Below are 25,133 nucleotides of genomic sequence, written 5' to 3' on the forward strand. Positions count from 1 at the left end.
ATAGGGATTTCGAAGATTTCGGCATTCGGAGCTACCTTTCTGATTCCCACAGCTATATTGGCAGCCACTTCTTGGGCCGATAAACACTCCTTAAAAGAATCAGGGGCTATTACGATTTTCATTATGTATTAATTGGCAAGGTTATCTTTGGAATCTTAAATACATGTCGATAATTTATTAAATATCAACATGTAATAAATTAAATATGTCTTGTTAATTAGCAAATACTTCTAATCAATTTTCGATTTTAATCGCACAAAATCAACCAATAACGGGAAGGCCGGCTCTGTCATATTGTGTCCGTAACCGTCCATTTCGTATAGGGTAATGTCTTTATGTCCAACAACTTTCATCATCCTGTAGAAGTAGGCGTTCTCTTCGTAGCGTCCCAGCATTTCTTTTTCCCTATCTCCAGTAATCAATAAGGTGGACGGTGCATTTTTTCTCACGTGGTACAAAGGCGCTAGCTTGTCTATGACAGGCTGTTCCCCCGGAATACCCCTTTCCTGCCTTATGGTAAAATGGGTAATGGTATGGCCGCTAAATGGGACTAGGCCAGCGATCATATCCGAACTTAAATTATGTTTTTCAAGTCGGCTTTTATCCATAACCGCCATTAAGGCCAAGTAACCCCCTGCTGAATGTCCGGAGACAAATATCCTACTGGAATCGCCATTATAACTATCAATATTTTTATATACCCAAGCAATTGCTGCAGCAGCATCCTCGATACAGGTTTCGGCTTTTACCTTTGGGGAAAGCCTATACCCTACACCAACTACACAAAATCCTTTTTCTTTTAAGGCAGATGGTATTTCTTTTTTACCAGCAGTTAAACCTCCCCCATGAAACCAGATAACCACTGGGACTTTATGATCCACTTCCGGATATTGGATATCCAAAAGGTTTTGGTCCTGCATATATGTGCTCCGATCGGTAGTTGGGGTATCGTAGTAAAATATATTTTCTATCGTCTTATAGCTAAGGGCCTGACCATTGGCAATTAAGGGCAATACTGCCAAAAACATATAAATAACTAGCTTTTTCATGGCTTAACTATAATTTAGAATGATTATATGGATATGAATTTTCCCCTAATATCATAAAAACAGTTTAAATAAATTATCCTTTTTTGTTTAAAAGATAAAATAGGATTAAATACGGTACCCCATGAAACCCTCTAAGTACCTTAATGATTTATTAAGCACTAAAGTCAATATATAATCTGAATTGGATAAAATTTAGGCTATAAAACGTCTATGATATAGGTTATATTTGTATGGAAGGTCTTTCTCAATGGTGTGCCCCGAGCCTATTGATACACATAAAGTTTGATGTTTAATTTTTAGTTGTTTCAATTATGGATTTTAAATTGATGACCAGTGATTTAAAGATATTTACTTAATTTTTAAATTTAAGTATTGATGTCAATTTTAAGCGGCAATGTTAGGTTATATATAATAGGTGTTGTTAACTTGAAGCGTGGCCAATAAGTAGTTGTATTTAGTTGAAAAAGACTATTGATAAGTAAAAAAATAATTTTGAATATGAAAATTGTTGTTCTAGACGGACATACCTTAAATCCGGGCGACTTAAGCTGGGGGAAATTAAAGGAATTTGGTGAGCTAACGGTTCATGACAGAACCGATTATAATAATGATATAATTATTAAAACCATAGGTAATGCAGAGATTGTCCTTACCAACAAAACACCCTTGCCCAAAGAAGTTTTGGACAAAGTGCCTTCCTTGAAATATATAGGGGTGTTGGCCACGGGTTACAATGTTGTTGATGTGGACACCGCCAAAAAATTGGGTATGGTAGTCACCAATGTGCCCAGCTACGGAACTACCGCCGTGGCGCAGATGACCATGGCCCTATTGTTGGAAATGTGCCATCATGTAGGAGACCATAATCGTGCCGTGAAGGAAGGGGAATGGTCCAAAAGCAAAGATTTCTGTTTTTGGAACTACCCCCTTATAGAATTGGATGGCAAAACTTTGGGTATTATCGGTTTTGGTAGAATTGGGCAGGCTACGGCCAAATTGGCCCAGGCATTTGGTATGAATATTTTGACTTCAGGGAGCAGAAAGAGACCTGAATTGGAGAGCGGCAGTTGTAAACAGGTGGCTATGGATGAACTCCTAATGCAATCGGATGTAATAAGTCTACATTGTCCTCTTACCCCTGAAACGGAAGGAATTATAAATGCTTCCAATATTTCCAAAATGAAAGACGGAGCCATGATTATTAACACCTCTCGTGGACAATTGATCGTAGAGCAGGATTTAAAGGAAGCTTTGGACAATGGTAAACTTGCCGGGGCGGCCCTTGATGTAGTTTCCAAGGAGCCCATTGCTGGGGACAATCCATTACTAAGGGCCAATAACTGTATCATTACGCCCCATATTGCCTGGGCCCCAAAGGAATCAAGGAGTAGATTGTTAAATACCGCCCTTGAAAATTTGGAAGCTTTTTTAAACGGGAACCCTATTAATGTAGTGAACAATTAAGTCCATATCCTTATTCCAGAGACCATAAATTCCAGACCAATGGCATTGAACCTAAAACAAAAACTAAGTAACAACCAAAATATCTATGGGACCTGTATTTTGTCTACTTCTCCCATTTGGTCCAAGGTTGTAAAAGGGATGGGCCTGGATTTTGTTTTTCTGGACACGGAACATGTTCCCTTGGACAGAACGGAACTAACCCTTTTATGTCAGGTGTATAGCGCCCATGGTATGTCCCCAGTTGTTCGTATACCAAGTCCAGACCCCTATTCGGCATGTATGGCCAAAGATGCTGGGGCTGTGGGGGTACTTGCCCCTTACATTGAAAATATAGATCAAGTACAACAAATGGTAGGCGCCACCAAGTATAGACCCTTGAAGGGGGAGCGACTGCAAAATGTGCTTAGCGGAAAGGAAGAATTATCGGCAGCATTAAAATCGTATTTGCACAACTTCAATCAGGACAGTTTGTGTTTTATAAATATAGAGAGTACCATCGCGGTACAGAGATTGGACGAGCTTATTAAAGTTCCTGGTTTGGACGGAATCATTATAGGCCCTCACGATCTATCGATAAATATGGGATTGCCGGAACAATATGATCACCCCGATTTTGTGGGGACCGTGAAAAATATAATACGCAAGGCCAGGGCAAAAGGGCTGGCTGCGGGAATTCATTTTCCCGCCCATCCGGAATATCAGATAAAGTACGTCAAGGAAGGTGCCAATATTGTTTTGCACAGTTCGGATATGCGTCTCTTTAGTCAAAAACTTTCTGAGGATCTCAGTAGTATTAAACAGGCTTTGGGCGATAACCACAATTTGTCGGCCGGCGGCGAGTTGGCAATTTAATAGTAAAGGAAATACAGCTCGTTACTAGGTAATTAAATTAATTTATATGAACAGAATTTTTAAACTTTCCCTGTACTTAATTCTGTTTATAGTTTTTGTTCCATCTACTCTTTTTGGACAAAAGGTCGATTTAAGTGAAGCTCAAATAATCAGTTTGGGAAAGAGGGATCCCTTGGTCCTAAATGCCATCACCCTTTTACAGGAGGAAGTAGCTAAAAGGAGTAGTATTGCACTGTCTAAGGGAAATAAAATACCGAAACAAACCCAAAGTGCTATAATTGTCGGGCTTGAAAAGGATCTTGATAAATTTCCGTTGGAATACAGGCGGCTCTTGATGGCTATGCCAGAAATAAAATCGGAAGGTTACAAGATAACCGTGGTTCCCAAAACTAAAGTTGTACTTGTGGTGGGGAACGATGCCAGAGGTGTGCTATATGGAGTTGGAAAACTTTTAAGGAAATTGGAAATGTCCCAGAGACAAATTTTGTTGCCTTCCGATCTGAATATGGCTACCAGTCCGGCCTTTCCGATAAGGGGCCACCAATTGGGCTATCGCCCAAAGACCAATTCCTATGACGCATTTTCAGTAGAACAATTTGATGAATATATCCGTGATTTGGTAGTTTTTGGTGCCAATAGTATTGAAATAATGCCACCCCGTACCGATGATGACTTCACCAGTGTTCATATGAAGATCCCAGCGATTGAAATGATTGTGGAACAATCCAAAATCTGTGATAAATATGGCATGGATGTTTGGATGTGGTATCCCAATATGGGATCGGATTATACAAGTCCCGACTCCTTAAAGTTGGAAATTGAGGAGCGCCGTAAGGTGTTCAAAGCAGTGCCTAGATTGGATGCGTTATTTGTTCCAGGAGGAGATCCAGGGGATCTGGAGCCTGATGAATTGTTCAACTGGCTGGAAAAGGAAGCCGCAGTGCTACAGGAGTATCATCCCAATGCCAAAATTTGGGTATCCCCTCAGGTTTTTAGACCCACCAATGCCTGGTTTGAAACTTTTTATGCACATGTAAACAAAGGCTACCCTTGGTTTGGTGGCATTGTATTTGGACCATGGATTAAAACACCTATTAAAGAAATCAGGGAGCGCTTAAATCCGGGGATTCCTATAAGACGATACCCGGATATAACCCATAGTTTAAGCAGTCAATACCCCATTCCACATTGGGATTTGGCCTATGCCATTACCCTTGGCAGGGAGTGTATTAATCCAAGGCCCATCGACCAGAAAATTATTCACAATGCCTTTGACCAATATGCACAGGGAAGTATAAGTTATTCCGAAGGTACCAATGACGATGTTAACAAGATGGTATGGAGTGATCAGGATTGGGATCCGGAAACACCCGTAATGGAAACCTTACGGGATTATGCACGCTATTTTATGGGTCCCCAATATATTGAGGCTGTTTCCCAAGGATTAATGGCCTTGGAAAAAAACCTTCAAGGCCCCTTACTTACCAACGATGGTGTAATTAGAACCTTGCAGCAGTGGCAGGAACTGGAAAAAAATGCTACAAAGGAGGTATTGGGTAATTTTCGTTTTCAAATGGGACTCATAAGGGCCTATTTTGACGCTTATCAATATAGAAGATTGATTTATGAGACGGAATTGGAACAAAGGGCAAGGGAAATTTTATCCGAGGCAAGAACTATGGGGCCTATCAAAGCCATTGCAGCAGCCAAAGCTATTTTATATAAGGCGAAGTTGCAACCTGTAATGCCGGAATGGAAAAATAGATGCTTTTCCTTGGCCGATGGACTGTTTAAAAGCATAGGCGCCCAATTAACGGTAGACAAACACTTTGCCGCTGCTGGGCGAGGAAATTTTATAGATAATATTGATGTTCCCTTGAACGATGGTATGTGGCTAATAGACCAACTTTCCATGATTGAAAGGAATGGAACTGAGGTTGATAAAATGGAGGCCATAGCCAATTTGTTGGAGCGGAATAACCCGGGGCCTGGTGGATATTATGACAATTTCGGAACACCAGGTAGTTGGAACAGGGTGGTTTCCGATTCTAGTTATGAAGAAGACCCTGGCGGGTTGAAATCCCCCCGGGTCAGTTTTGGCGTAGGCCTGCGAGGTGAAGAATGGGTACATGAAATAACGGCCGTGGGCTTTGATGGGCATACAACTCCATTATCTTGGATGAACCAAGTTACGGCCTTGTATGACGAACCCTTACAAATGGTGTACACTAATTTGGATCCTGAGGGCTCCTATTTAATTAGGGTGGGTTATACAGGGCGTTTCCGTTCAAAAATTAAATTGATGGCAGAGAACGAATTGATACACGATTACATTATTACCGGAGACCAGCCCATATATGAGTTTAAAGTTCCTGCCAACACCTTACAGGACGGAATACTTGAACTGGAATGGAGCTGTGGGGAGGGAGAACGGGGATCCCAAGTTTCCGAAATTTGGATTATAAATGAAGATGAAATGAATAAAAAGTAAGTCATGGAGGAGAAAAAGAAAGATTGGGCCAGTAGAAGAAAGTTTATTCTTCAATCGGGCCTGGCCGTTGTAGCCATACCATTTACACAGATTTCCTGTCAAAATTCAAATGAAAGGAAAGCAATAGAAAAAAATGAGGATTCCTTTGAATTTGCGTTTCTTACGGATATACATATAAAACCGGAAATGAATGCGCCAAAAGGATTTCAAATGGCCATAGACAAGGTAAATGAATTGAAACCGGATTTTGTACTTACCGGAGGGGATTTGGTATATGACACTATGCGCGGTAATTTTGATCAAAGTGAATCTTTGTTCACCCTCTATAAGAACATGTGTAAGGGCTTTAATATGCCTGTTTATAATTGTATTGGTAATCATGACCTTTTTGCCATCTATGAGGAAAGTCCGGAGTCTGAAGATCATCCCGATTATAAATACGGAATGTGGGAAAGACATTTTGGGGACACTTACTACTCTTTTGATCATAAAGGCTGGCATTTTATTACATTAAATTCCTTGGATGTAACAGAAAATAAAAGATATCAGGGCACCTTTCATGATAAACAGTTGGCATGGTTAAGAGAGGATATTGCAAAGGTGGATAAAGACACCCCCATAATCATCACCACCCATATTCCTATGATTTGCACCTATTCCCAATTAAACGGTAGTGAAGGTAGTAGAACCGTCAACAATGCTTCCGATGTATTTAAGATATTGGAAGGCCATAATTTAAAACTGGTTTTACAAGGACATATTCATTGGAAGGAATACGGATTTATCAATGACCGATTTCATTTTTTAACGGGAGGCTCCATTGCAGGGAACGGATGGAAAGGAAGAAGGCACAATACCAAGGAAGGCTTTGTTAAAATTAGGGTAAGTGGAAACGACTTTTCATGGGAGTACATAGACCACGGTTGGGAAGCCGAAAGGCTTAAATTGGCGGAAAATAACATTTAGGGTTTTAAAATTATTATCAGTTAAATTAGAAGTTGGGATATTTTTTTAAAATGAAGGTTAGAGCAAATATCGATTTTACTACCCTTTTGGAAGAGGTCTATACGCCTTGCGGACTAAAAGTGTCCAACCATGTGCAGGACAAGGAAGGTAAAGAATATGAAGCCTCCTCATTTCAATTGGATGCGTTACGGGTTATATCAAGAAAGGCTAAGATCACTCCAAAGAAAATTGGGCAATTCGTCACCTTATGGAAAAGAGGTGCGAATGGCGAAACAACTCCCTATGAAGAGACCGATAAGGTAGATTTATTCGTAATAAATATCCAAGAAGGACCACATAGTGGACAATTTGTATTTCCCAAGGACGTTCTGATGGAAAAAGGCATAGTATCCCATACCAAAAAAGAAGGGAAACGTGGCTTTAGGATATATCCTCCCTGGTCCCAACCTACCAACAAAACAGCTCTATCTACCCAGAAATGGCAGTTGGAATATTATTTGGGAATTGGTCAGCATCCAAAAACGGACATCGGTAAGGCAAAATACCTTTATCAACTGAAGTAATGACAACTTTGGGATGCCGTGGATATTGTTAGTCACTCCTTTGACCATCCTTTTTTGTTTGGTAAACAGAGACAGGTCAGATTATGGTTATCCAACCTCCTTTCTCAATACTTCCAACGGAGGACTTTTTATAACACTTCTACTATTGGTTATACCTATCAACAAGACCAATAAAGTAATTCCAGGGAATAGTACCAGAAAAGGAAATAAGGATGGTTTAAAAGCTGATTCAAATACGAAAAAAGCCAGTAACTGGCTACTTACCAAAGACAGCAAAATTCCAGATAAACCTCCCAAGATACCCAAATAAAGGTACTCAAGAGCTACTATTTTAAGTATTTGCCTGCTCTTGGCACCTAGGGTCCTTAGTAGTACACTTTCACGAATACGCTGATATTTACTGGTTCTTACTGCACCCATTAGTACAATTATCCCCGTAAGGATGCTAAAAAATGCCATAAAATTTATAATCCATGAAATTTTGTTCAACAGCCCCTCGATGACCACTAAAATTTGCCTTATGTCCAGAATGGATACATTGGGAAATAATCTAACCAATTCCTTTTGCAGTTTGGCCGATGCATTTTCATCGGGCACATTGGTGGTAAGTACTGTAAATTGGGGAGCCTTTTCCAGGACACCTATGGGAAATACTATGGAAAAGTTAAGTTGCATTCGGCCCCAATCCACTGTTCTAATGCTTGATACAACGGTATTCATAATTACCCCCTGAACATTAAAGCTTAGCTTATCCCCCACTTTCACCTTGGCATCCCTGGCAAAATTATCACTTATGGAAATAGGTATTTGTTCTTTAGAGATTACTTTTGGAACCCATTCCCCAGCTTCCAATTTTTCGGAGGCGATAAGGCTATCCCTGTAGGTTACCCTAAATTCATGGTTCAATATCCAAGAGTTAATCCTTGAAGTGGTATCCTTTCTGATTTCGTTTACAGTCTCCCCCTGTATGCTATTTACGCGCATAGTAACTATCGGGATATCCGTCAATACAGCATGACCGTCGCTCCGTATTGTAGTGGCTACGGCTTCTTTCTGTTCGGTTTGAATATCCAGAAGAATTATATTGGGACTATTGGCATCTGTTTCCAAAGAAGATTTAGCCAGTAAGAAGTCTTTGGTAAAGTATAGGGTGCTTATTAAAAAGGTGCCAATACCAATGGCAAGGACCAAGGTCAAGGTTTGGTTCTGCGGTCTAAAAAGGTTGGATAAACTATGACGGGCAGTAAAACCCCAAGAAGTAGGAAAATATTTTTTTATTGCCATCATGGCCAATGCGGACAAACCGGCCATGATGGCGAAGGTAGCTACCATGCCTATCACAAAAAACAAGGAATATTTCCAATCCTTTAATAACCAATATGAAAAAAGAAATAAGAAGGCCAAAATGGCCAAAGAAACCACAATCAATCCCCGTCTAGATCTTGACTTATCCACTTCTTGAACCCTTAAAGCTTGTAGTGGCGAGACATACAGGGTATTCATTAGTGGGTAGAGAGCGAAAAGAACGGACATGAAAAGGCCCAAGAGTAGTCCCATGGCAACTGCCTTTGGAGCCAAAGTTAAATGTACATCCACCGGCAATAGATCTCCAAGAAGTAATGGGAATATTTGCTGTAAAACAATACCTAATGCTGTACCTACGGCTCCCCCAAACAGACCAAGTACTGCAATCTGCAATAAATAAATCAGGAAGGTTTGTTTTTTGGTAGCACCTAGGCACTTTAGAACGGCCACCGATCTTAATTTTTCCTTTATATAAATATTGATGGCACTTGCAATGCCAATACAACCAAGGAGGAGGGCTATAAAAGCGACCAGATTGAGGAACTTACCAAAATTTCCATAACGGCGTCCTAAATTGGCACTCGTAGAGGTGTGGGTATCCAAATCGGCACCTTCGGCGTCCAATATAGGGTCCAACTCTTTATCCAGTGCCTCAAGATCTGTATCAGGTTGAACAAAATAGAATTCATAATCCAACCTACTGCCCTGCTGTATCAAGCCCGTTTCTTTAATAAACCTGTATGGAATCACTACCGGTGGTGCCACGGAACTAAACAGGCCAGAGCTACCTGGTATCGATTTTATTGACCCGGCAATGGGAAAGGTAACTTCCCCAATTTTAATGCTGTCTCCGGCTTTTAGGTTATACTGAAGCATAACGGTAGCATCCACTAGAGCCGCACCTTTATGTTGGTAGTTACCCGCTGCCGTCGTTGGTACTGTCTCCAATGTACCATAAAAAGGAAATTCTCCTTCAATACCCCTAACCTGTACCAATTTGGAGGCCCCTGACTTGGGAAAGGCTGCCATGGACGGAAAGTTTATTTCTTTGGCATCGGCCCCGCCAAGGGAATCCAAAAGTCTTTCAACCCTTTCATTTGGTGGATTTCTACTATCCACAATAAAATCGGCCCCCATTAAGGATTTGGACTGTAGGGAAATATTTTTTTTAAGATTTTCGCCAAAAGATTGTATGGATACCACCGCAGCAATCCCCATAATAATGGAGGCCATAAAAAGAAAAAGTTTTCTTTTGCTTGCCTTTCCATCGCGCCATGCCATTTTTAGTAGCCATAGGAAACCTGATCTTGAAGTACTATTATGTCCTTTCACAGTGTAGTTGTTTCTTGGTTGGCAATAATCCTACCTCCTTTTAACCTTAGTATGTGTTGGGTTTTGGCTGCCAATTCCAAATCGTGGGTAACTATAACCAAAGTAGTGCCTGCATCTGCATTAAGTTGAAAAAGTAATTGTATTACCTTTTCACCTGTTTCCGCATCCAAATTACCGGTAGGCTCATCGGCGAATAAAATGGAAGGCTTGTTGGAAAATGCCCGGGCCAAGGCAACGCGCTGTTGCTCCCCACCTGAGAGCTGGGACGGATAATGATGGAAGCGATTTTGTAGACCTACCTTATCCAGAAGTTCCATCCCGTTCTTCATAGCATTTTTATCCCCCCGTAATTCCAGAGGGATGGCTACATTTTCCAAAGCGGTCAGTGTTGGTAGCAATTGGAAATCCTGAAACACAAAGCCTACGTTCCCATTGCGTAGTATGGCCCTCTCATCTTCATTTAAACTCCCTAATTCGGTGCCGCATAGGGTTACCATTCCCGAATCGGGTCGATCCAGACCCGCACATATACCAAGTAAAGTTGTTTTTCCGCTCCCTGATGGGCCTACAATGGAAAAAGTATCCCCTTCCTCCACATCAAAAGAAATATCCTGTAATACCGTCAATTTTTTAGAGCCACTGGTATAGATTTTCCCTAAATTGCTTACGTTTAATATCTTTGCCATATAATTTCTATTTCGTGGTTTTCCAAAGTAGGCAAAATACAGAAATGATTTTGATTTTAATCCAATATCCCATGCGAACCTTGTTAAGATTTTCTTATTTATTTTTCATTTTTTTCGCTTCTTGTGGAAATATAGCAACCAAGAAGACCGATGCCGGGGAAAAAGAGGAAAATTCCATAGAAAGCAAGATGGAGGCGAAGAGCGAAAGCGAAGTAATTCTGTTCTTTGGTAATAGCCTAACAGCAGGTATGGGGCTTGACCCAAATGAAGCTTTTCCCGCTTTGATCCAAGAGAAGGTAGATTCACTGCAACTGGCTTACAAAGTGGTGAATGCCGGCTTAAGTGGGGAAACTACGGCCAGTGGTAAAAATAGATTGGACTGGGTGCTTAATGCGGAAATAGCCGTTTTTGTCCTGGAATTGGGGGCCAACGATGGTCTGCGGGGTATTCCCTTGGAAGAAACCCGAAGCAACTTACAGGAAATTATACATATGGTGCAACAAAAAAGTCCCATGACGACCATTATTTTGGCTGGTATGCAAATACCCCCCAATATGGGTCAGGACTATACTGCGGAATTCAAGAATATATTTCCAGATCTAGCCAAAAAAAATAATATTGGCCTTATTCCATTCCTGTTGGAGGATGTGGCAGGAAATCCAGAATTAAATCAACCTGATGGAATACACCCTACGGCCGAAGGTCAAAAGATTATTGCCAACAATATATGGCCCATAATTGCAACTGCAATTAAACAATGAGCCAATATATTATTATGGAACAATAGTGGATATGGATATATGAAGGGAAATTGACAGCCTTTTAGATTGATAACACCACAGGTGAAATACATTGGTAAAAATGGCGTTTGTATTTATGAATCCATTTAATTGGTGCATGGCCATAAGTACATCCCAAGAAATTATAAATTCCCCGCAATAATTTAAGCATTCTAGAATGACAGATCCCCGGGACCAAATTAAATTACTAACAGAGAGGCTCCAACTTTTGCTCCGCAGACAGGATGAGTTTTCAAGGGAAATAGAAATGCTCCGGAAAGATATCAATCTCCTGAGGAAAAGCCATGAAAACCCGGGTCCTTCCAAGGTGTTATCTGCAGCGGTAGCACCGACCAAAGAACCTTTTGAGGAAGAAGTACAGGATTCGGCATTCGTTTCTGGACAGGGGAATACTTTTGTTGGAAAGGAGTCTGCCAGAACAGCGAAAAACCCCAAATTAAAGCTGGATATAGAAAAATTTATTGGTGAGAATCTAATCAATAAAATAGGAATAATCATTACGGTCATTGGTGTGGCCATAGGGGCAAAATACTCTATGGATCACGATCTGATCAGCCCACTTACCAGGATAATATTGGGCTATTTGGCAGGTGCGGGACTCTTGGGATTCGGTATAAGATTAAAACAAAAATTCGAGAACTATAGTGCTGTATTGGTAAGTGGCGCCATGGCCATTTTCTATTTTATCACCTTTGCCGCTTATAGCTTTTATAACCTTTATCCACAGGGAATAGCCTTTGCCCTTATGGTCATATTTACTGTTTTTACAGTGGTAGCGGCTATTAATTATAATAGGCAAGTAATTGCCCTTATTGGATTGGTGGGTGCCTATGCCATCCCATTTTTGTTGAGTGAAGGTTCGGATGAAGTTATGGTGCTATTTGGTTACATGGCAATTATTAATATTGGTATCCTTATCATCGCATTTAAAAAATATTGGAAACCACTTTATTATTCCTCTTTTGGATTGACCTGGTTTATGTTTTTTGTTTGGTACCTATCAAAGTATAAAACAGAAGAACATTTTGGAATGGCTTTGATTTTTATGGGCCTGTTTTTTCTTATATTTTACATGGCCTTTCTGGGATATAAACTCTTGCAAAAAGAAAAATTTGGAATTACCGATGTGATACTCCTTTTGCTAAATTCCATGATCTTTTTTGGATTGGGTTATAGTATATTGAATAATCATGAGGCAGGAAAACAACTTTTGGGATTATTTACGCTTATAAACGCCCTAATCCATTTTGTAGTAGGCTTTCTAATCTATCGCCAGAAACTGGCCGACGTTAATTTATTTTATTTTATTATTGGCTTGGTCCTGGTGTTTATAACTATTGCCGTCCCTGTTCAATTGGATGGAAATTGGGTAACCCTATTATGGGCTGGGGAGGCCACCATATTATTCTGGCTTGGACGATCCAAACATGTTACCATATATGAACAACTCTCCTTTCCCTTAATGCTATTGGCCGTATTGAGCATCTTTGAAGATTGGTCGTGGGTTTATAGTGTCTACGATCCTGTTGATAGTGGAACAAAGATAAGACCCTTATTGAATTTAAATTTTCTTACGTCATTGCTGAGTATCTGTGCTTTCGGGTTCATGTATTGGACAGACCTAAATCAACGGGACTCCCCTAGCAATAAATCCAGAAACACCTACTTAAGAATCATTTCCATGTCCATTCCGGTCATTCTGGTATTGATAACTTATTTTGCCCTCAGGATTGAAATAACCACCTATTGGGACCAATTATACTTAGATTCTGCCCTTTTTATTACACCAGAAGGCCAAGATCATCCCAGTTATCTGTGGAATTATGACATTAAAAGTTTTAGGAATATTTGGACCATTAACTATACCTTGTTGTTTATGTCGGTACTTTCGTTTATTAACATTAAAAGGCTGAAGAGTCATCAATTGGGTGTATTTCAAATAGGGATAAATACTTTGGCAATTGCTTTCTTTTTGTTTATCGGCCTTTATGGGATCAGCGAACTTCGGGAAAGTTATTTGGATAGGATCAATAATGAATATTACCATATTGGTGCCTGGAATATAATAATTAGATACGTCTCTTATTTTTTTGTTGGTCTTACTTTATACGCCACATATATGTACAAGCGACAAGAATTTTTAAAACTGCGTTTTAGTATTGGCTATGATCTTTTATTATATATTACAATACTTTGGATTTCCTGTAGTGAATTGATCCATTGGATGGATATTATGGAATTTACACAGTCCTACAAGTTGGGACTTAGTATATTATGGGGTCTTTATGCGCTATTTCTAATCGTTTTGGGTATATGGAAAAACAAGAAACATCTGCGGATAATGGCTATTGCCCTATTTGGAGTTACATTGGTTAAACTTTTCCTATATGACATATCACATTTGGATACACTAGCGAAGACTGTTGTCTTCGTTTCCTTGGGTGTGCTATTATTGATTATATCTTTTTTGTACAATAAATACAAACATATTATATCCAATGAAGTGGAGAAATAGACAAATCATCCTCATACTCCTTTTGACTTGTTCCCTGTGCTACGGTCAAATGGACCATTATCAATTCAAGAGATTGATTACAGGGGTAAATGATCAATGGCACAGGGTACCATTACCCGATTCAATTTTTGGCAAGGTATCAAGGGATTTATCCGATCTTAGAATATATGGCTTGGGGAACAATAACGATACTATTGAAGTTCCCTATCTGCTCCGTATCAATTCCAAAAAAATCAACAGTAGGGCTATTACTTTCAAAACATTGAATACGTCGTATAACAACAATGGCTATTATTATACTTTTGAAGTGCCTGCCGCGGTTTCTATAAATCAAATAGATTTGAATTTTAAGGAGAGGAATTTCGATTGGAATATAGATCTGCAAGGTAGTTGGCAACAAGAGGAATGGTTTACTCTGGTAAATGATTATCGTATTCTATCCATAAAAAATGAACTGACGGATTATGAATTTACGACCGTTATCCTTCCCAATTCCAAATACCGTTTTTTTAGGTTACACATTAAAAGTGATAAAAAGCCTAATTTAATATCTGCCCAAATTTTTGATAATGAATCCACAGATGGGGAGTATAAAAAATATCCGATCAATGAAGTGATGATTGATGGGAATAGAGCCAAAAATACTACAGAAATAATAGTGGATCTGGCCAAGCCTATTCCAGTTGGTTCCATTTCCTTTGGGGTACGGGAACAATATGATTTTTATAGACCAATTGCCATATCACATATAATAGATAGTGTTAAAACCGATAAGGGTTGGAAGTATAATTATAATACTTTGCTAAAAGGGACATTGAGTTCATTGGAAGAAAGTAGTTTTGATTTTCCCAGTACTATTGTGCAAAAAATAAAAATAACGGTCTACAATGGAGATAATCAGCCGCTAACCTATGAAAATTTTCAAGTAAAGGGATTTCTACATGAATTGGTTGCCAGGTTTACCAAGGAAGGAACTTATTATCTAACTTATGGAAATAGTGAAGGTTCCTTTCCGAACTACGACATTGCACAATTTTCCAAAAATATCCCAGAAACCCTTGCTCCTTTAAAAGTAGGTAGTGAACAAAGGTTACGCAATCTACAATTTTTGGAGCAGGAGCCTATTTTTAAAAATAAGCTATGGTTGTGGGCCATCATTGCCATTATCATCATGGTTCTGGGCGGGTTCTCTTTAAATATGATAAAAAATCGGGATTAAATCCTACATGTCATTTTGAAAATGGTCGAGAGACAAATACAAAGCCTGGAATAATCAGTTTTTTCCGATACGTTGGGTGGACAATAAAATTGTGTCGACCATCCTGGCCCGCAATAGTGTAATAAGGAATGAAGAGCAAATTCTTATAGTGCTTAATGCTCCCCCCTTAGGGCCTGTAAAGTGCTTTTAAGTCCTATTACGGAATGTATTGAAAGTCATTAAATCATATGGATTGGCTAACTTATTGGAAACCCTGTACCATAATTTTTGTTTATATTCGCTGCAAATAATTGCTATATAGTACAAGTCTACATGTGGGTTGAAAATTCCTTTCCAAGCAAATTATCGGTTACTATAGGGACATCTGTATCCAGTCCGTTTTATGGTGTTGGGTTGGTAGCTTCCATTAAATTTCCTACCCAAAATCATTTATCGAAACCTATATTATCTTGAACATTGATTGGTTTTGCATCAACAACCTATTCCCAAATAATTTAAACCTAAATTCTATATATTAATTTAAAGTCGATTATGATAAAAAACAAAATTGCATTTTTATTCACATTTTTAATGGGTGTACTAACCATAGTTAGCGCCCAGAAGAGTGGAACATTATTGGAAAAAAAATCTATTCCAATTTTCGAGAACGGTGAGGCCCAGATTGTTCCCGGATTTAGTGATGAAGCAACTTGGATAACACACGACCTATGGGTTGAAACTGAATTTGATACTGATGGGGATGGCAAGAAAGACAGAATGCACGTCTCGGTCACCCGACCTGGTCAAACTGAAACGGAAGGACTCAAATTGCCTATCATTTACATCAGTAGTCCATATTTTGCAGGTGTGGCTTCCAATTTAAATGAGATTTTTTGGGATGTACGACATGAATTGGGGGAAACACCCAAAGAGCGTTTACACCCAAATGTAGTTAGGACAGGGAAAAGACCCTATATTTCCAAATCACATATAAAAACTTGGGTTCCCCGGGGTTATATTGTAGTGCATTCCTCTTCGCCGGGTACAGGGTTGTCACAAGGTTCTCCCACTGTTGGAGGGGACAATGAGTCCTTGGCCCCTAAAGCGGTCATTGATTGGTTATGTGGTAGGGCCAAGGGTTATACGGAGCCTTATGGAAAAGAAAGGGTAAAGGCTTATTGGTCTACCGGAAAAGTAGGTATGACAGGGACTTCCTATAATGGGACCATACCATTGGCTGCCGCTACCACTGGAGTTGAGGGGTTGGAAGCAATTATTCCCATCGCCCCCAATACTTCCTATTACCATTACTATAGATCCAATGGTCTTGTACGTTCCCCAGGAGGATTCTTAGGAGAAGATATAGACGTGCTTTACGATTTTATACACAGCGGGGACGAGTCCAAACGGGCCTACAATAATAGGGTTGTTAGGGATACTGAGATGAAAAACGGTATGGACCGTATTACAGGTGATTACAACGAGTTTTGGGCGGGGCGTGATTATTTAAACGATATGGAACCCATGAAGGCTGCTTTATTCATGGCACACGGATTTAATGATTGGAATGTAATGCCCGAACATAGTTATAGAATTTACAAGGCCGCCAAGGATAAAGGCTTGCCTACCCAAATATATTATCACCAGAACGGGCATGGTGGAGAGCCGCCTCTAACCCTTATGAATAAGTGGTTTACCCATTATTTGCACGGAGTTGAAAATGGAGTGGAAGAGGATGCCAAGGCCTGGATTGTTCGTGAGAATGATGATAAACTAAATCCTACGCCCTATGAGGATTATCCAAATCCGGAAGCGGCACCCGTAACTTTATATCTTGAAGGTGGTGCACCGGAGATAGGTGGATTAAAAACAGAAAAAAAGGACGATCAAGGAGTGGAAACCTTAGTGGATAACTTTTCCTTTTCTGGAGAAACTTTGGCCAAGGCTGAGAATACAAATCATCGCCTGCTTTATATTACCCCAACCTTGACCCAGGATATTCACTTATCAGGAGTCCCTAAAATTAGTATTTCTGTGGCGAGCAACAAAGCTGCTGCCAATTTATCGGTTTGGTTGGTTTCCTTACCTTGGAATGATGGCAAGAATGTAAAAATAACGGATAACATCATAACCCGTGGTTGGGCAGATCCACAAAACCATAGTTCCCTTACCCACAGCGAACCATTGGTCCCTGGAACCTTCTACAATCTATCCTTTGAATTGATGCCCGATGATCAGGTTATACCAAAAGGCCAACAAATTGCACTTATGATTTTCTCTAGTGACAGGGAATTTACGCTTTTGCCCGATCCCGGAACGGAATTATCGGTTGATCTTGATGCAACTGCGTTAACCTTACCTGTTGTTGGAGGTATAGACGCCTTTAAAAGTGCTACCGAATAAATGATTAGGTAGGAAAAATTATCTGGACGAATTGCGTCTTCCCGCTCTGGGCTTTAGAGGATCAAGAACAAAACTTGGGTCTGAAGTGAATAATTTATTTCTTTGCACTTTAAATTTAAGGGATGGACAAAGGAACCGATTTATCGTTATTGAGCTTATTTTTACCAGAGGGATTACTCGACTTTTTTGATATCGTCGGCTTTGAACAAAAACCTATAAAGAATCCCTTATACGACAATCGGTTGACTGTATTTCTAGAGGAGAAAAAGCAGATGCCGGGGCGTTACAAAGAGCACACCTTTAAGGCCAGTGGCTTTATGGAGCCCAGGGTCATCGATGATTATCCGATCCGCAGCAATCTGGTCAGCTTGAGCCTCAAGCGCAGGCGCTGGGATGTCCTGGTAGATGGAAAGTGGACCAAGACCAGCCGTGATTGGGACGAATTTATTGCACAGGGGACCCGTATGTCAAAGGAGTTCGCTGCTTTTTTAAAAGAGATCAACGGATAATACGGCCCTGAGCGGCCAACAACTGGGGTCCCTCTTCGGGGTAAATGGCAAGAAGCTCCAGCGGCAGTACAGGGATTATCTGAGCGAGTTCAAGCATTGGGAGCAAAAGGGACATGCCAAACAATGGCTCGTCTTTCCCGAAAATCTGGGACCTTACCTCTCCATTGACGAAACGGCACTCTCCAAGGGGGAGCTCTACACCATAATCACCAACAAAAAAGCCAAGGGCAAAAAAGGGTCCATAGTGGCCATATTCTCAGGCACCAAGGTAGATCCGATCATAGAGCAGCTGATGAAGATATCGGACAAGAAAAGGGCCATGGTCAAGGAAATCACCCTGGATATGGCGAACTCCATGAAGACCATCGCCAAAAAATGTTTCCCAAAAGCGGTACAGGTGACGGATAGGTTCCACGTACAGAAGCTGGCACTGGAGGCCCTTCAGGACATCCGGATCAAGCACAGATGGGATGCCATAGACCAGGAGAACGAACACATAAAACGGGCAAAAGAAAAGAACAGGGCCTTCGTCCCAAAAGAATTCAGCAATGGGGACACCAGAAAACAACTCTTGGCCAGAAGTAGGTACCTCCTTTATAAATCACCAAACAATTGGACCCCGAACCAATCTGAAAGAAGCAGAATATTGTTCTCGCAATATCCGGATATAAAGGTCGCCTTCGACCTGGTCCAGGGGCTTAGGCACATTTTCAATACGACAACAACCATACAGGCAGCGTACACAAAACTGGCCCATTGGTACGAAGACGTAGAAAATACTGGATTCAGGGCCTTCAATACCATTGCAAATACAATATCCCTCAATTATAGGTCGATCCTGAACTATTTTATAAATAGAAGTACAAATGCATCCGCTGAATCCTTCAATGCTAAAATAAAGGCATTCAGGGCACAGTTCAGAGGCGTTAGAAATACAGAATTCTTCCTGTTTAGGTTAACTCAACTATTTGCATAAATATCCAAATACCCAGAAATTAGGCATGATCCCTAAAGTGAGCCCTATCACCATTTTTGGCCAAATAAAAAGGGCCTTCAATTTCTTGAAAGCCCCGTTTTTATTGTCGTGATGGCAGAAGGATTCGAACCTTCGACCGCCTGCTTAGAAGACTTTGAAATGGAACTGCAAATCAATGCAAAATACATCATATTATATTGATTTACAGATATTTAATACCGTTTTAATAAAATTTGATATCATTTGATATCAAATGATATCAAAAAAAAGTGAGCCTAAAGTGAGCCTTGTTTTTTACTAACTTTAGATAAAAGAAGGAGATTATGGCCAAGGTAAGATTGATATTGGACACCAGGAAATCGGCAAAAAGTGCAGCCAACGGATTGTATCCCGTTGCCCTAAGATTGTTTCACCGTAAAACGAGGATCATACGCCTACCCTATCATTGTTCACCCGCTGGATGGGACGATAAATATATGCGGATGAAAAAGTCCGTCTTCAAAAACAACCATGTAGATTGTGACAGGGCCAATGAAAAAATTTATGACAAACTACATACAGCTCATAAGCTCATAGTGGGACTCGGGGACAGCATCAACTCGGTAGATGCGGATACGCTGGTTGGATATATCCGGAAGGCATGGGACAAAAAAGTGGACACCAAGATACGGGATGATGTAGACAACGGGATTACCCTGTCGCAATGGGGAAAGGTCATCATCGATAGAAAATTAAGATCCAACAAACCCGGAACTGCATCCTGGTATGCAGGGGCCATCAGGTCCATTACCAGACTGAACGGGGGAAAAGATCTGCGGTTGAACGAGATTACCGTTACACTCCTGACCAATTTCCAGATCGAACACAAAGCAAAGAGCAGTTCCAAAAATGGTATCAGCTCCTATTTGAGGGCCGTTAGAGCGGTCTATTACAGTGCCATAAAGGAAGATCAATTTTATCCCAAAAAGAACCCCTTCCAACACTTTAAAATTCCCACTTCCAGACGTACCAAAAAAAAGGCCATATCAAAAATGAACTTCATAAAGATCAGGGACGTAAACTACAAAGAAGGATCAGCCATCTGGCATGCCAAAAATTATGCCCTGGTGATGTTCAACTGTAGGGGAATGAATTTCATAGATCTGGTAAAGCTTCAGGTCAAGGACATAGTCAATGACCGCATATTCTACGGCCGTAGCAAGACAGGAGACCAGCTCTCCGTCCGAATTACGGAGGAACTACGGGAAATTTTGAATTTTTATACGAAAGGAAAATCAATGGACGAATATCTTTTCCCCGCAAACTATGATGGTAGCACAAAGCATTATGAAAAATATAAAACCCTAAGAAGAAGGATGAACAGCCGTCTTAAGATCATTGCCGAGGATGCAGGTATCGAAGAACATTTTACAACCTATACCATCCGCCATTCCTGGGCCACCATAGCCAAATTCATGGGGATACCCACAGAGGTAATCAGTGAAGGATTGGGTCACAACTCCCTTAAAACAACACAGATCTACTTAAAGAGCTTTACCAACCATGTATTGGATGAGGCGAATGAGATGGTGGTATCTTGAACTGGAACAAAGACAAAACATAACCGTTATCCAATTGTAAACATTTGAAAACTGCAATCGATATAAACACTTGAATTCCAACTAAAGAATTTAATTTTAGTTCAGGTTTAAATAGAAGCTCTATCAATAAAACTATAAGGGTGTTTAATTTTACCTTTTTTATCATTATGAATCATACCGGCAACCGTTTTGCCTATTTCATTGAAATTTGTTGAAACCACAGTAATGCCCAATAGCTTTTTTAAAGGTGTTTCATTAATAGATATAATTCCAATATCAGTTCCCAACACTAAGTTTTTGGCCTTTATTATATCCATTAAATTAACCAAATCATCATCTTCAACAACAAAATACAAATCACCTCGATTAATGCTCACACCTTCATATTTTTTGATTGAAATTTCAAAATCAATGGCTTGTTCAATACAAAATCTTTTGCAACCTTTCGTAACCTTTTTGAGGTAAGGGTAAATAGTGTTTTCAGGAAGGATTAAAATTAGTTTCTTATATGTTTTTATTTTTTCTCTTCCTTTTTTAAGTGCTTCATAAATATCATTTTCAAAATCCTGAATAATTTGGATGATTTCCCAACCAATTTTCAGATTATTATCATCCATAATAATAAGTTTCTCACATGGTACTCTTTTTATTACTTCTAAGTATTCTCTTTTAAAACTCGACTGTTGATGATTCGCTATTTCAAAATGTGGTAGAATAAAGTAATAGTCATATTTTTCAATACTGTTTTCGATTAAATTCATAAAAAGAGTGGCATCACAATGGTAAACCTCAATATCAGCAAAGTGTCTATCACCAATATAATTAATGAAAGAACTGTATACTTTTAAATTGTATGTACTTAACCTATTAATAAGAAAAAGTACCGTTTGCTTATGCATTAATTCTGTATTATTTACATAAGTACCTTTTCCCTTTTTGGCAACAACTACATTTTTAACCTTTAAAACCTTATATGCCTTTTCCACTGTATCTCTAGATACTTTATATTTTTTACTAAACATATTAATAGACGGCAATTGTTCATTCTTCTTAATACTTCCATTGGAAATATTAGAAATAAAACAATCTGCGATTTGCACATATATCGGTTTTTTGGGGTCTAAGTCAAATTTTAGGTCTGTTAACATGTTCATAAGCAAAATGTATTCAATTATAGCTAGGATTATTCAACTGCCTTAAATAATATTACTTCATTGCATTGAAAAAAAAAGGTGCAAATATGTAATGATAATAACAAAAATTAATTTTCGTGTATGCATGTTTTTATAAACATTAAAGGATTTGTTACGTTAAGATTTCTATGAAGAATGAGAACAACTTATAAAAGGCACTCCAAAATACTTCATGAGCTTTCAGATAAATAACTTTTAGCCTTTTTAGATTTAAGACCATCGTTTACCAGCTAATTAATCTATCTAATTTACAGGGCTTATTCAATATATATTGAATAATGTCCAGTCCTAAATTAAGTTGACACAAAATCTATTTTTATTATGTAAAATCGACATTCTCATATTTATGATAATAACTTCAGTTTTAGAAATTGTACCTCTTTGAATCACAGTATTCTTGGATAACCATCCGTTTAAAATACTAGTAAAGCTGAACAATTATTCAATCGTCCTTTGTAAACTCATTCCCATGCAACTACAAGCTGGCCTGTAATGTTTCTTGCTAAATAATAAGTGCCCATGGAATCGATTACTTTTTCTGCCTCAATTTGGCCTTCTTTCCATGCATTCTTGGGATTGTTATAAAAATAGATGCTTTCCGATCCAATTCCTTCTGGTACATATATCCTAACATTAGCATTCTTTAGACCGCTAACTTCCAAGCGTCTCTTGATACCGTACTGTACCGGTGTTAATTCCGAAGAGCTAAGGACCCCCTCTTCCTGTTCTACGAATACACGGCATTCCCTGTGCCAAGATGGCGGAAAAGAATAGGTTGCATGCCCCTTTTCCAATTTTGTGTCGTACCCAAGCATTAAAGGAGCTCCCTGTTCAAAACGAAACTTTTGAACAACTGTCGTATTGGGATTATAGCCCGAGAAAAAATATCCATTATCACTGCGGGCAATAGTCGTTTTTGGATCCTGAATTTCTGGACCTACTTTTTCAATTTTAATTGAAATTCCGAATTCCATCAATACATCCCGCAGCATCTTTGGCCCTATAAAATACTCATTGGGGTTATCTGGCTTTAGCAGTCGCCCACCTGTATAATGGGCAGAATTTGTGCCGCGTACGTAAGCGACTTTTCCGCCTGCCCATTTGGGATCAGTTCTAGTCCACATAACATCTCTTCTCTCATTGCCTTGAATAAATGTGGCAAGAATTTCGGTTGAAGAGTCGGCGTTGTTACCTACCTTACTTTCTATCCCCCCCCAGAAAGCAAACTAGAATGAAGTATTTTGTCGGGAAATGGATTGTCCAAATCATCTAGGATGTATTTTCTTTCTACCTTAAATTCTCCTTCCAAAGGTGTCGTGTTCTGAAGGTTTAATATTTCAAGAAATTGCGAACTAGCTTTCTGAACTGGCCCATAAAAAACCACTTTTCCCCCATTTTTAAGATAGTCTGTCCAAAAAATTTCCATTTTGGAACCGGCATCTGGCACAATGGAGAATAAAACGGGACCTTTGAACAATGTTGGTTTCTTTGTAATCGCCGAAAGAATATTTTTTGTGGATATGACCGTATTTAATGGAAGCCCGCTATTTATGGCTTGCCTTATGAACCAATCCCCGAAGTACATCTCGGACACACGCTCTTGTTGCGCATCCGCCCAATCGTGGTATTCATCAAAAGGATATACCCAAACCAAGGGACCCGGGGCCGTCGGAGAATCATTACGCGCGGTAAGAATATGAGGAATCACCTCATTTGGCACCTTATCTGGCATATCACCCAGGGAATCATCGATGGTCAAAAAATTAAGATGCGTAGGTAATGCCACTACTCCATTCCCGTCAATTCTTGAAATGGACATGGGGAGGTAAATATCATGGGGCTCCCTCCCATAGCGGTCTAACCAAGGGCTGTTTAGCCACCAAGGATCGTGTGTATAATATCTAAAAAGATATCTGTTATCTGGTATATCTGCAATACGTGTCATATATCCCATTAATTCCAATCCAAAATCGCCATCCAAAGCGGCCCAAGGGGAGTTAGGTGGGGGCAATAGGTTAAAATCGCCATGGTAAATGGAACGCAGATCCACCCCGTCCTTGGCAAGGTCTATTCCCGTCGCAATATTGGTGCCTCTGGTCTCAATTCTAAAATCGGGACATTCCTCACGGAAAAGGCTCCAAAAATCAATAATTTTCTTTTTAGTATCCGCTAGCTTATCTGTTTCAAAGCCTTTCCCTGTAAAAATGGCGCCCGCAGAATGCCAAGGTTCCATACCGAAACCGAAACCATTGCGCAACCACAAATAATCAAAGCCTAGGTCTGTCAAAAAATGTTGACTTTGCCTTCCAAAAAATGAGCCAAAGGGAGTGTTATCAGGAATCCCATTTGGATAACCTGCATACGAGGTGGTATCCCCTTTCAAAACAGCATAGGAATTCACAAAGGTATTACCACCCATGGCACTACCTTGCACGATTTCAGGATGCTTTTCATATTTAAAGGGAGACTTCGCAAATTCTGGCCCTGGGTCAAATGTTGCTCCTATACGAATGGTTTTGTTGGTAATTTGTTCTCCAACATCCCTTAGCGTCTGTATAATTTCATGTAGATCGCCATAAGTAAATTCGGGTGCGTCCTCCATATAAACGTATGCTCTTTCATGTAAGGACAGGCTTTTTGGGCCCGAACCGACTTCATGTTTGGTGTTAGGGTTTCCAATGTATTTGGCCCATTCCAGCGGCTGGTCCATATTCCCTTTATAATCCAATATTTCAGAGCCATCCGCGGTCCATAACATAATTGAAACTGTATCTGTGTGTTTCAACAATGAAGCCCATTGAGAATACATTGTATAGGCGACTTCCTTATAATATTTGTTGTCTTTTTGCTTGAAAGGCCTAAGGGATGCTTCCAAGGTAATATTGTTAATCGTCTTGACTCCGGAGTTATCGGGAATACCCTGAACCATATTCTTTGTGGTGTTTTCCTGGAATCCTACCAGAAAAAACAGAAGTAGTACCAATTTAATCGTATTCTTGAAATACTCTAATAAAGTTTGCATAATAGAAATTATTTTAATTATTTAATCGAAGCTGATATACTTGCTTATATGAGATTATACACCAATTATCTTTATAAAATCTAACAGATTCTTAGAAATACATATTCTCATAAATATAAAAGCAACTTCAATTTTAGACATTCAAATTAAGTAACCTTCCTAATTTAAATAATACCCTATAATTTAAAGTCCTGCTGACGTCGAAAATATATTTAACCCTCTATTGATT

General features: G+C 39.5%; 19 protein-coding genes. 12 read left to right on the plus strand and 7 right to left on the minus strand.

The window, feature by feature from the left end; genetic code table 11:
• Both QSE00_RS25215 and QSE00_RS13615 read right to left on the minus strand, forming a co-directional pair.
• Positions 1-122, minus strand: a 122-nt coding sequence (locus QSE00_RS25215; RefSeq protein ID WP_353477474.1) for a glycerate kinase, incomplete at its 3' end; no start/stop codon positions are given.
• A 108-nt stretch (positions 123-230) separates the two neighbouring features.
• Positions 231-1,049 (minus strand): alpha/beta hydrolase, encoded by an 819-nt coding sequence (locus tag QSE00_RS13615; RefSeq protein ID WP_286106361.1) that lies wholly within the window; start codon positions 1,047-1,049, stop codon positions 231-233.
• Positions 1,050-1,547: 498 nt separating this feature from the next.
• Here QSE00_RS13615 and QSE00_RS13620 point away from each other — a divergent pair, with 498 nt between their 5' ends.
• Genes QSE00_RS13620 through QSE00_RS13640 form a run of 5 tightly spaced genes read left to right on the plus strand, consistent with a single transcriptional unit; the run spans position 1,548 to position 7,385 of the window.
• Positions 1,548-2,513: a D-2-hydroxyacid dehydrogenase gene (locus QSE00_RS13620; RefSeq protein WP_286106362.1), complete on the plus strand. Its 966-nt coding sequence runs from the start codon at positions 1,548-1,550 to the stop codon at positions 2,511-2,513.
• 39 nt (positions 2,514-2,552) lie between these two features.
• Positions 2,553-3,365: an HpcH/HpaI aldolase family protein gene (locus QSE00_RS13625; RefSeq protein ID WP_286106364.1), complete on the plus strand. Its 813-nt coding sequence runs from the start codon at positions 2,553-2,555 to the stop codon at positions 3,363-3,365.
• A gap of 46 nt (positions 3,366-3,411) precedes the next feature.
• On the plus strand, positions 3,412-5,856 hold the full coding sequence (locus QSE00_RS13630; RefSeq protein ID WP_286106365.1) for an alpha-glucuronidase family glycosyl hydrolase: 2,445 nt from the start codon (positions 3,412-3,414) through the stop codon (positions 5,854-5,856).
• A 3-nt stretch (positions 5,857-5,859) separates the two neighbouring features.
• A complete protein-coding gene (locus QSE00_RS13635; RefSeq protein ID WP_286106366.1) occupies positions 5,860-6,822 on the plus strand; it encodes a metallophosphoesterase family protein in 963 nt (320 codons plus the stop codon).
• A 50-nt stretch (positions 6,823-6,872) separates the two neighbouring features.
• Positions 6,873-7,385, plus strand: a complete 513-nt coding sequence (locus QSE00_RS13640; protein WP_286106367.1) for a MepB family protein — start codon at positions 6,873-6,875, stop codon at positions 7,383-7,385.
• 87 nt (positions 7,386-7,472) lie between these two features.
• Here the strand turns inward: QSE00_RS13640 and QSE00_RS13645 are convergent, their stop codons facing one another.
• Together QSE00_RS13645 and QSE00_RS13650 are read right to left on the minus strand one after the other, a co-directional pair.
• Positions 7,473-9,971 carry an ABC transporter permease gene (locus QSE00_RS13645; RefSeq protein WP_286106430.1) on the minus strand — a complete coding sequence of 833 codons (2,499 nt, stop codon included), beginning with the start codon at positions 9,969-9,971 and terminating at the stop codon, positions 7,473-7,475.
• A 47-nt stretch (positions 9,972-10,018) separates the two neighbouring features.
• Positions 10,019-10,708 (minus strand): ABC transporter ATP-binding protein, encoded by a 690-nt coding sequence (locus tag QSE00_RS13650; RefSeq protein WP_286106368.1) that lies wholly within the window; start codon positions 10,706-10,708, stop codon positions 10,019-10,021.
• Between the two features lie 44 nt (positions 10,709-10,752).
• Here QSE00_RS13650 and QSE00_RS13655 point away from each other — a divergent pair, with 44 nt between their 5' ends.
• The 7 genes from QSE00_RS13655 to QSE00_RS13685 all read left to right on the plus strand — a co-directional run bounded on the left by QSE00_RS13655 (position 10,753) and on the right by QSE00_RS13685 (position 20,689).
• Positions 10,753-11,469, plus strand: a complete 717-nt coding sequence (locus QSE00_RS13655; protein WP_286106369.1) for an arylesterase — start codon at positions 10,753-10,755, stop codon at positions 11,467-11,469.
• Between the two features lie 196 nt (positions 11,470-11,665).
• Positions 11,666-14,023: a DUF2339 domain-containing protein gene (locus QSE00_RS13660; RefSeq protein ID WP_286106370.1), complete on the plus strand. Its 2,358-nt coding sequence runs from the start codon at positions 11,666-11,668 to the stop codon at positions 14,021-14,023.
• Positions 14,007-15,242, plus strand: a complete 1,236-nt coding sequence (locus tag QSE00_RS13665; protein ID WP_286106371.1) for a DUF3999 family protein — start codon at positions 14,007-14,009, stop codon at positions 15,240-15,242. Before QSE00_RS13660 ends, QSE00_RS13665 begins: the two co-directional genes overlap by 17 nt.
• A gap of 531 nt (positions 15,243-15,773) precedes the next feature.
• Positions 15,774-17,624: a Xaa-Pro dipeptidyl-peptidase gene (locus tag QSE00_RS13670; RefSeq protein ID WP_286106372.1), complete on the plus strand. Its 1,851-nt coding sequence runs from the start codon at positions 15,774-15,776 to the stop codon at positions 17,622-17,624.
• A gap of 122 nt (positions 17,625-17,746) precedes the next feature.
• On the plus strand, positions 17,747-18,133 hold the full coding sequence (locus QSE00_RS13675) for an ISAon1 family transposase N-terminal region protein (protein WP_286106373.1): 387 nt from the start codon (positions 17,747-17,749) through the stop codon (positions 18,131-18,133).
• Between the two features lie 22 nt (positions 18,134-18,155).
• A complete protein-coding gene (locus tag QSE00_RS13680) occupies positions 18,156-19,109 on the plus strand; it encodes an ISAon1 family transposase (RefSeq protein ID WP_286106431.1) in 954 nt (317 codons plus the stop codon).
• 323 nt (positions 19,110-19,432) lie between these two features.
• On the plus strand, positions 19,433-20,689 hold the full coding sequence (locus QSE00_RS13685; protein WP_093978969.1) for a tyrosine-type recombinase/integrase: 1,257 nt from the start codon (positions 19,433-19,435) through the stop codon (positions 20,687-20,689).
• A 107-nt stretch (positions 20,690-20,796) separates the two neighbouring features.
• Here QSE00_RS13685 and QSE00_RS13690 read toward each other — a convergent pair whose 3' ends face one another.
• The 3 genes from QSE00_RS13690 to QSE00_RS13700 form a co-directional block, all read right to left on the minus strand.
• Positions 20,797-21,843: a GntR family transcriptional regulator gene (locus QSE00_RS13690; RefSeq protein WP_093978968.1), complete on the minus strand. Its 1,047-nt coding sequence runs from the start codon at positions 21,841-21,843 to the stop codon at positions 20,797-20,799.
• 500 nt (positions 21,844-22,343) lie between these two features.
• Positions 22,344-23,006, minus strand: a complete 663-nt coding sequence (locus tag QSE00_RS13695) for a hypothetical protein (protein WP_286106374.1) — start codon at positions 23,004-23,006, stop codon at positions 22,344-22,346.
• An 80-nt stretch (positions 23,007-23,086) separates the two neighbouring features.
• Positions 23,087-24,904 (minus strand): hypothetical protein, encoded by a 1,818-nt coding sequence (locus tag QSE00_RS13700; RefSeq protein ID WP_286106375.1) that lies wholly within the window; start codon positions 24,902-24,904, stop codon positions 23,087-23,089.
• Positions 24,905-25,133: the final 229 nt, after the last annotated feature.

Source organism: Arenibacter flavimaris, assembly GCF_030291335.1.
In the GTDB taxonomy this organism is placed as follows: Bacteria; Bacteroidota; Bacteroidia; order Flavobacteriales; family Flavobacteriaceae; genus Arenibacter.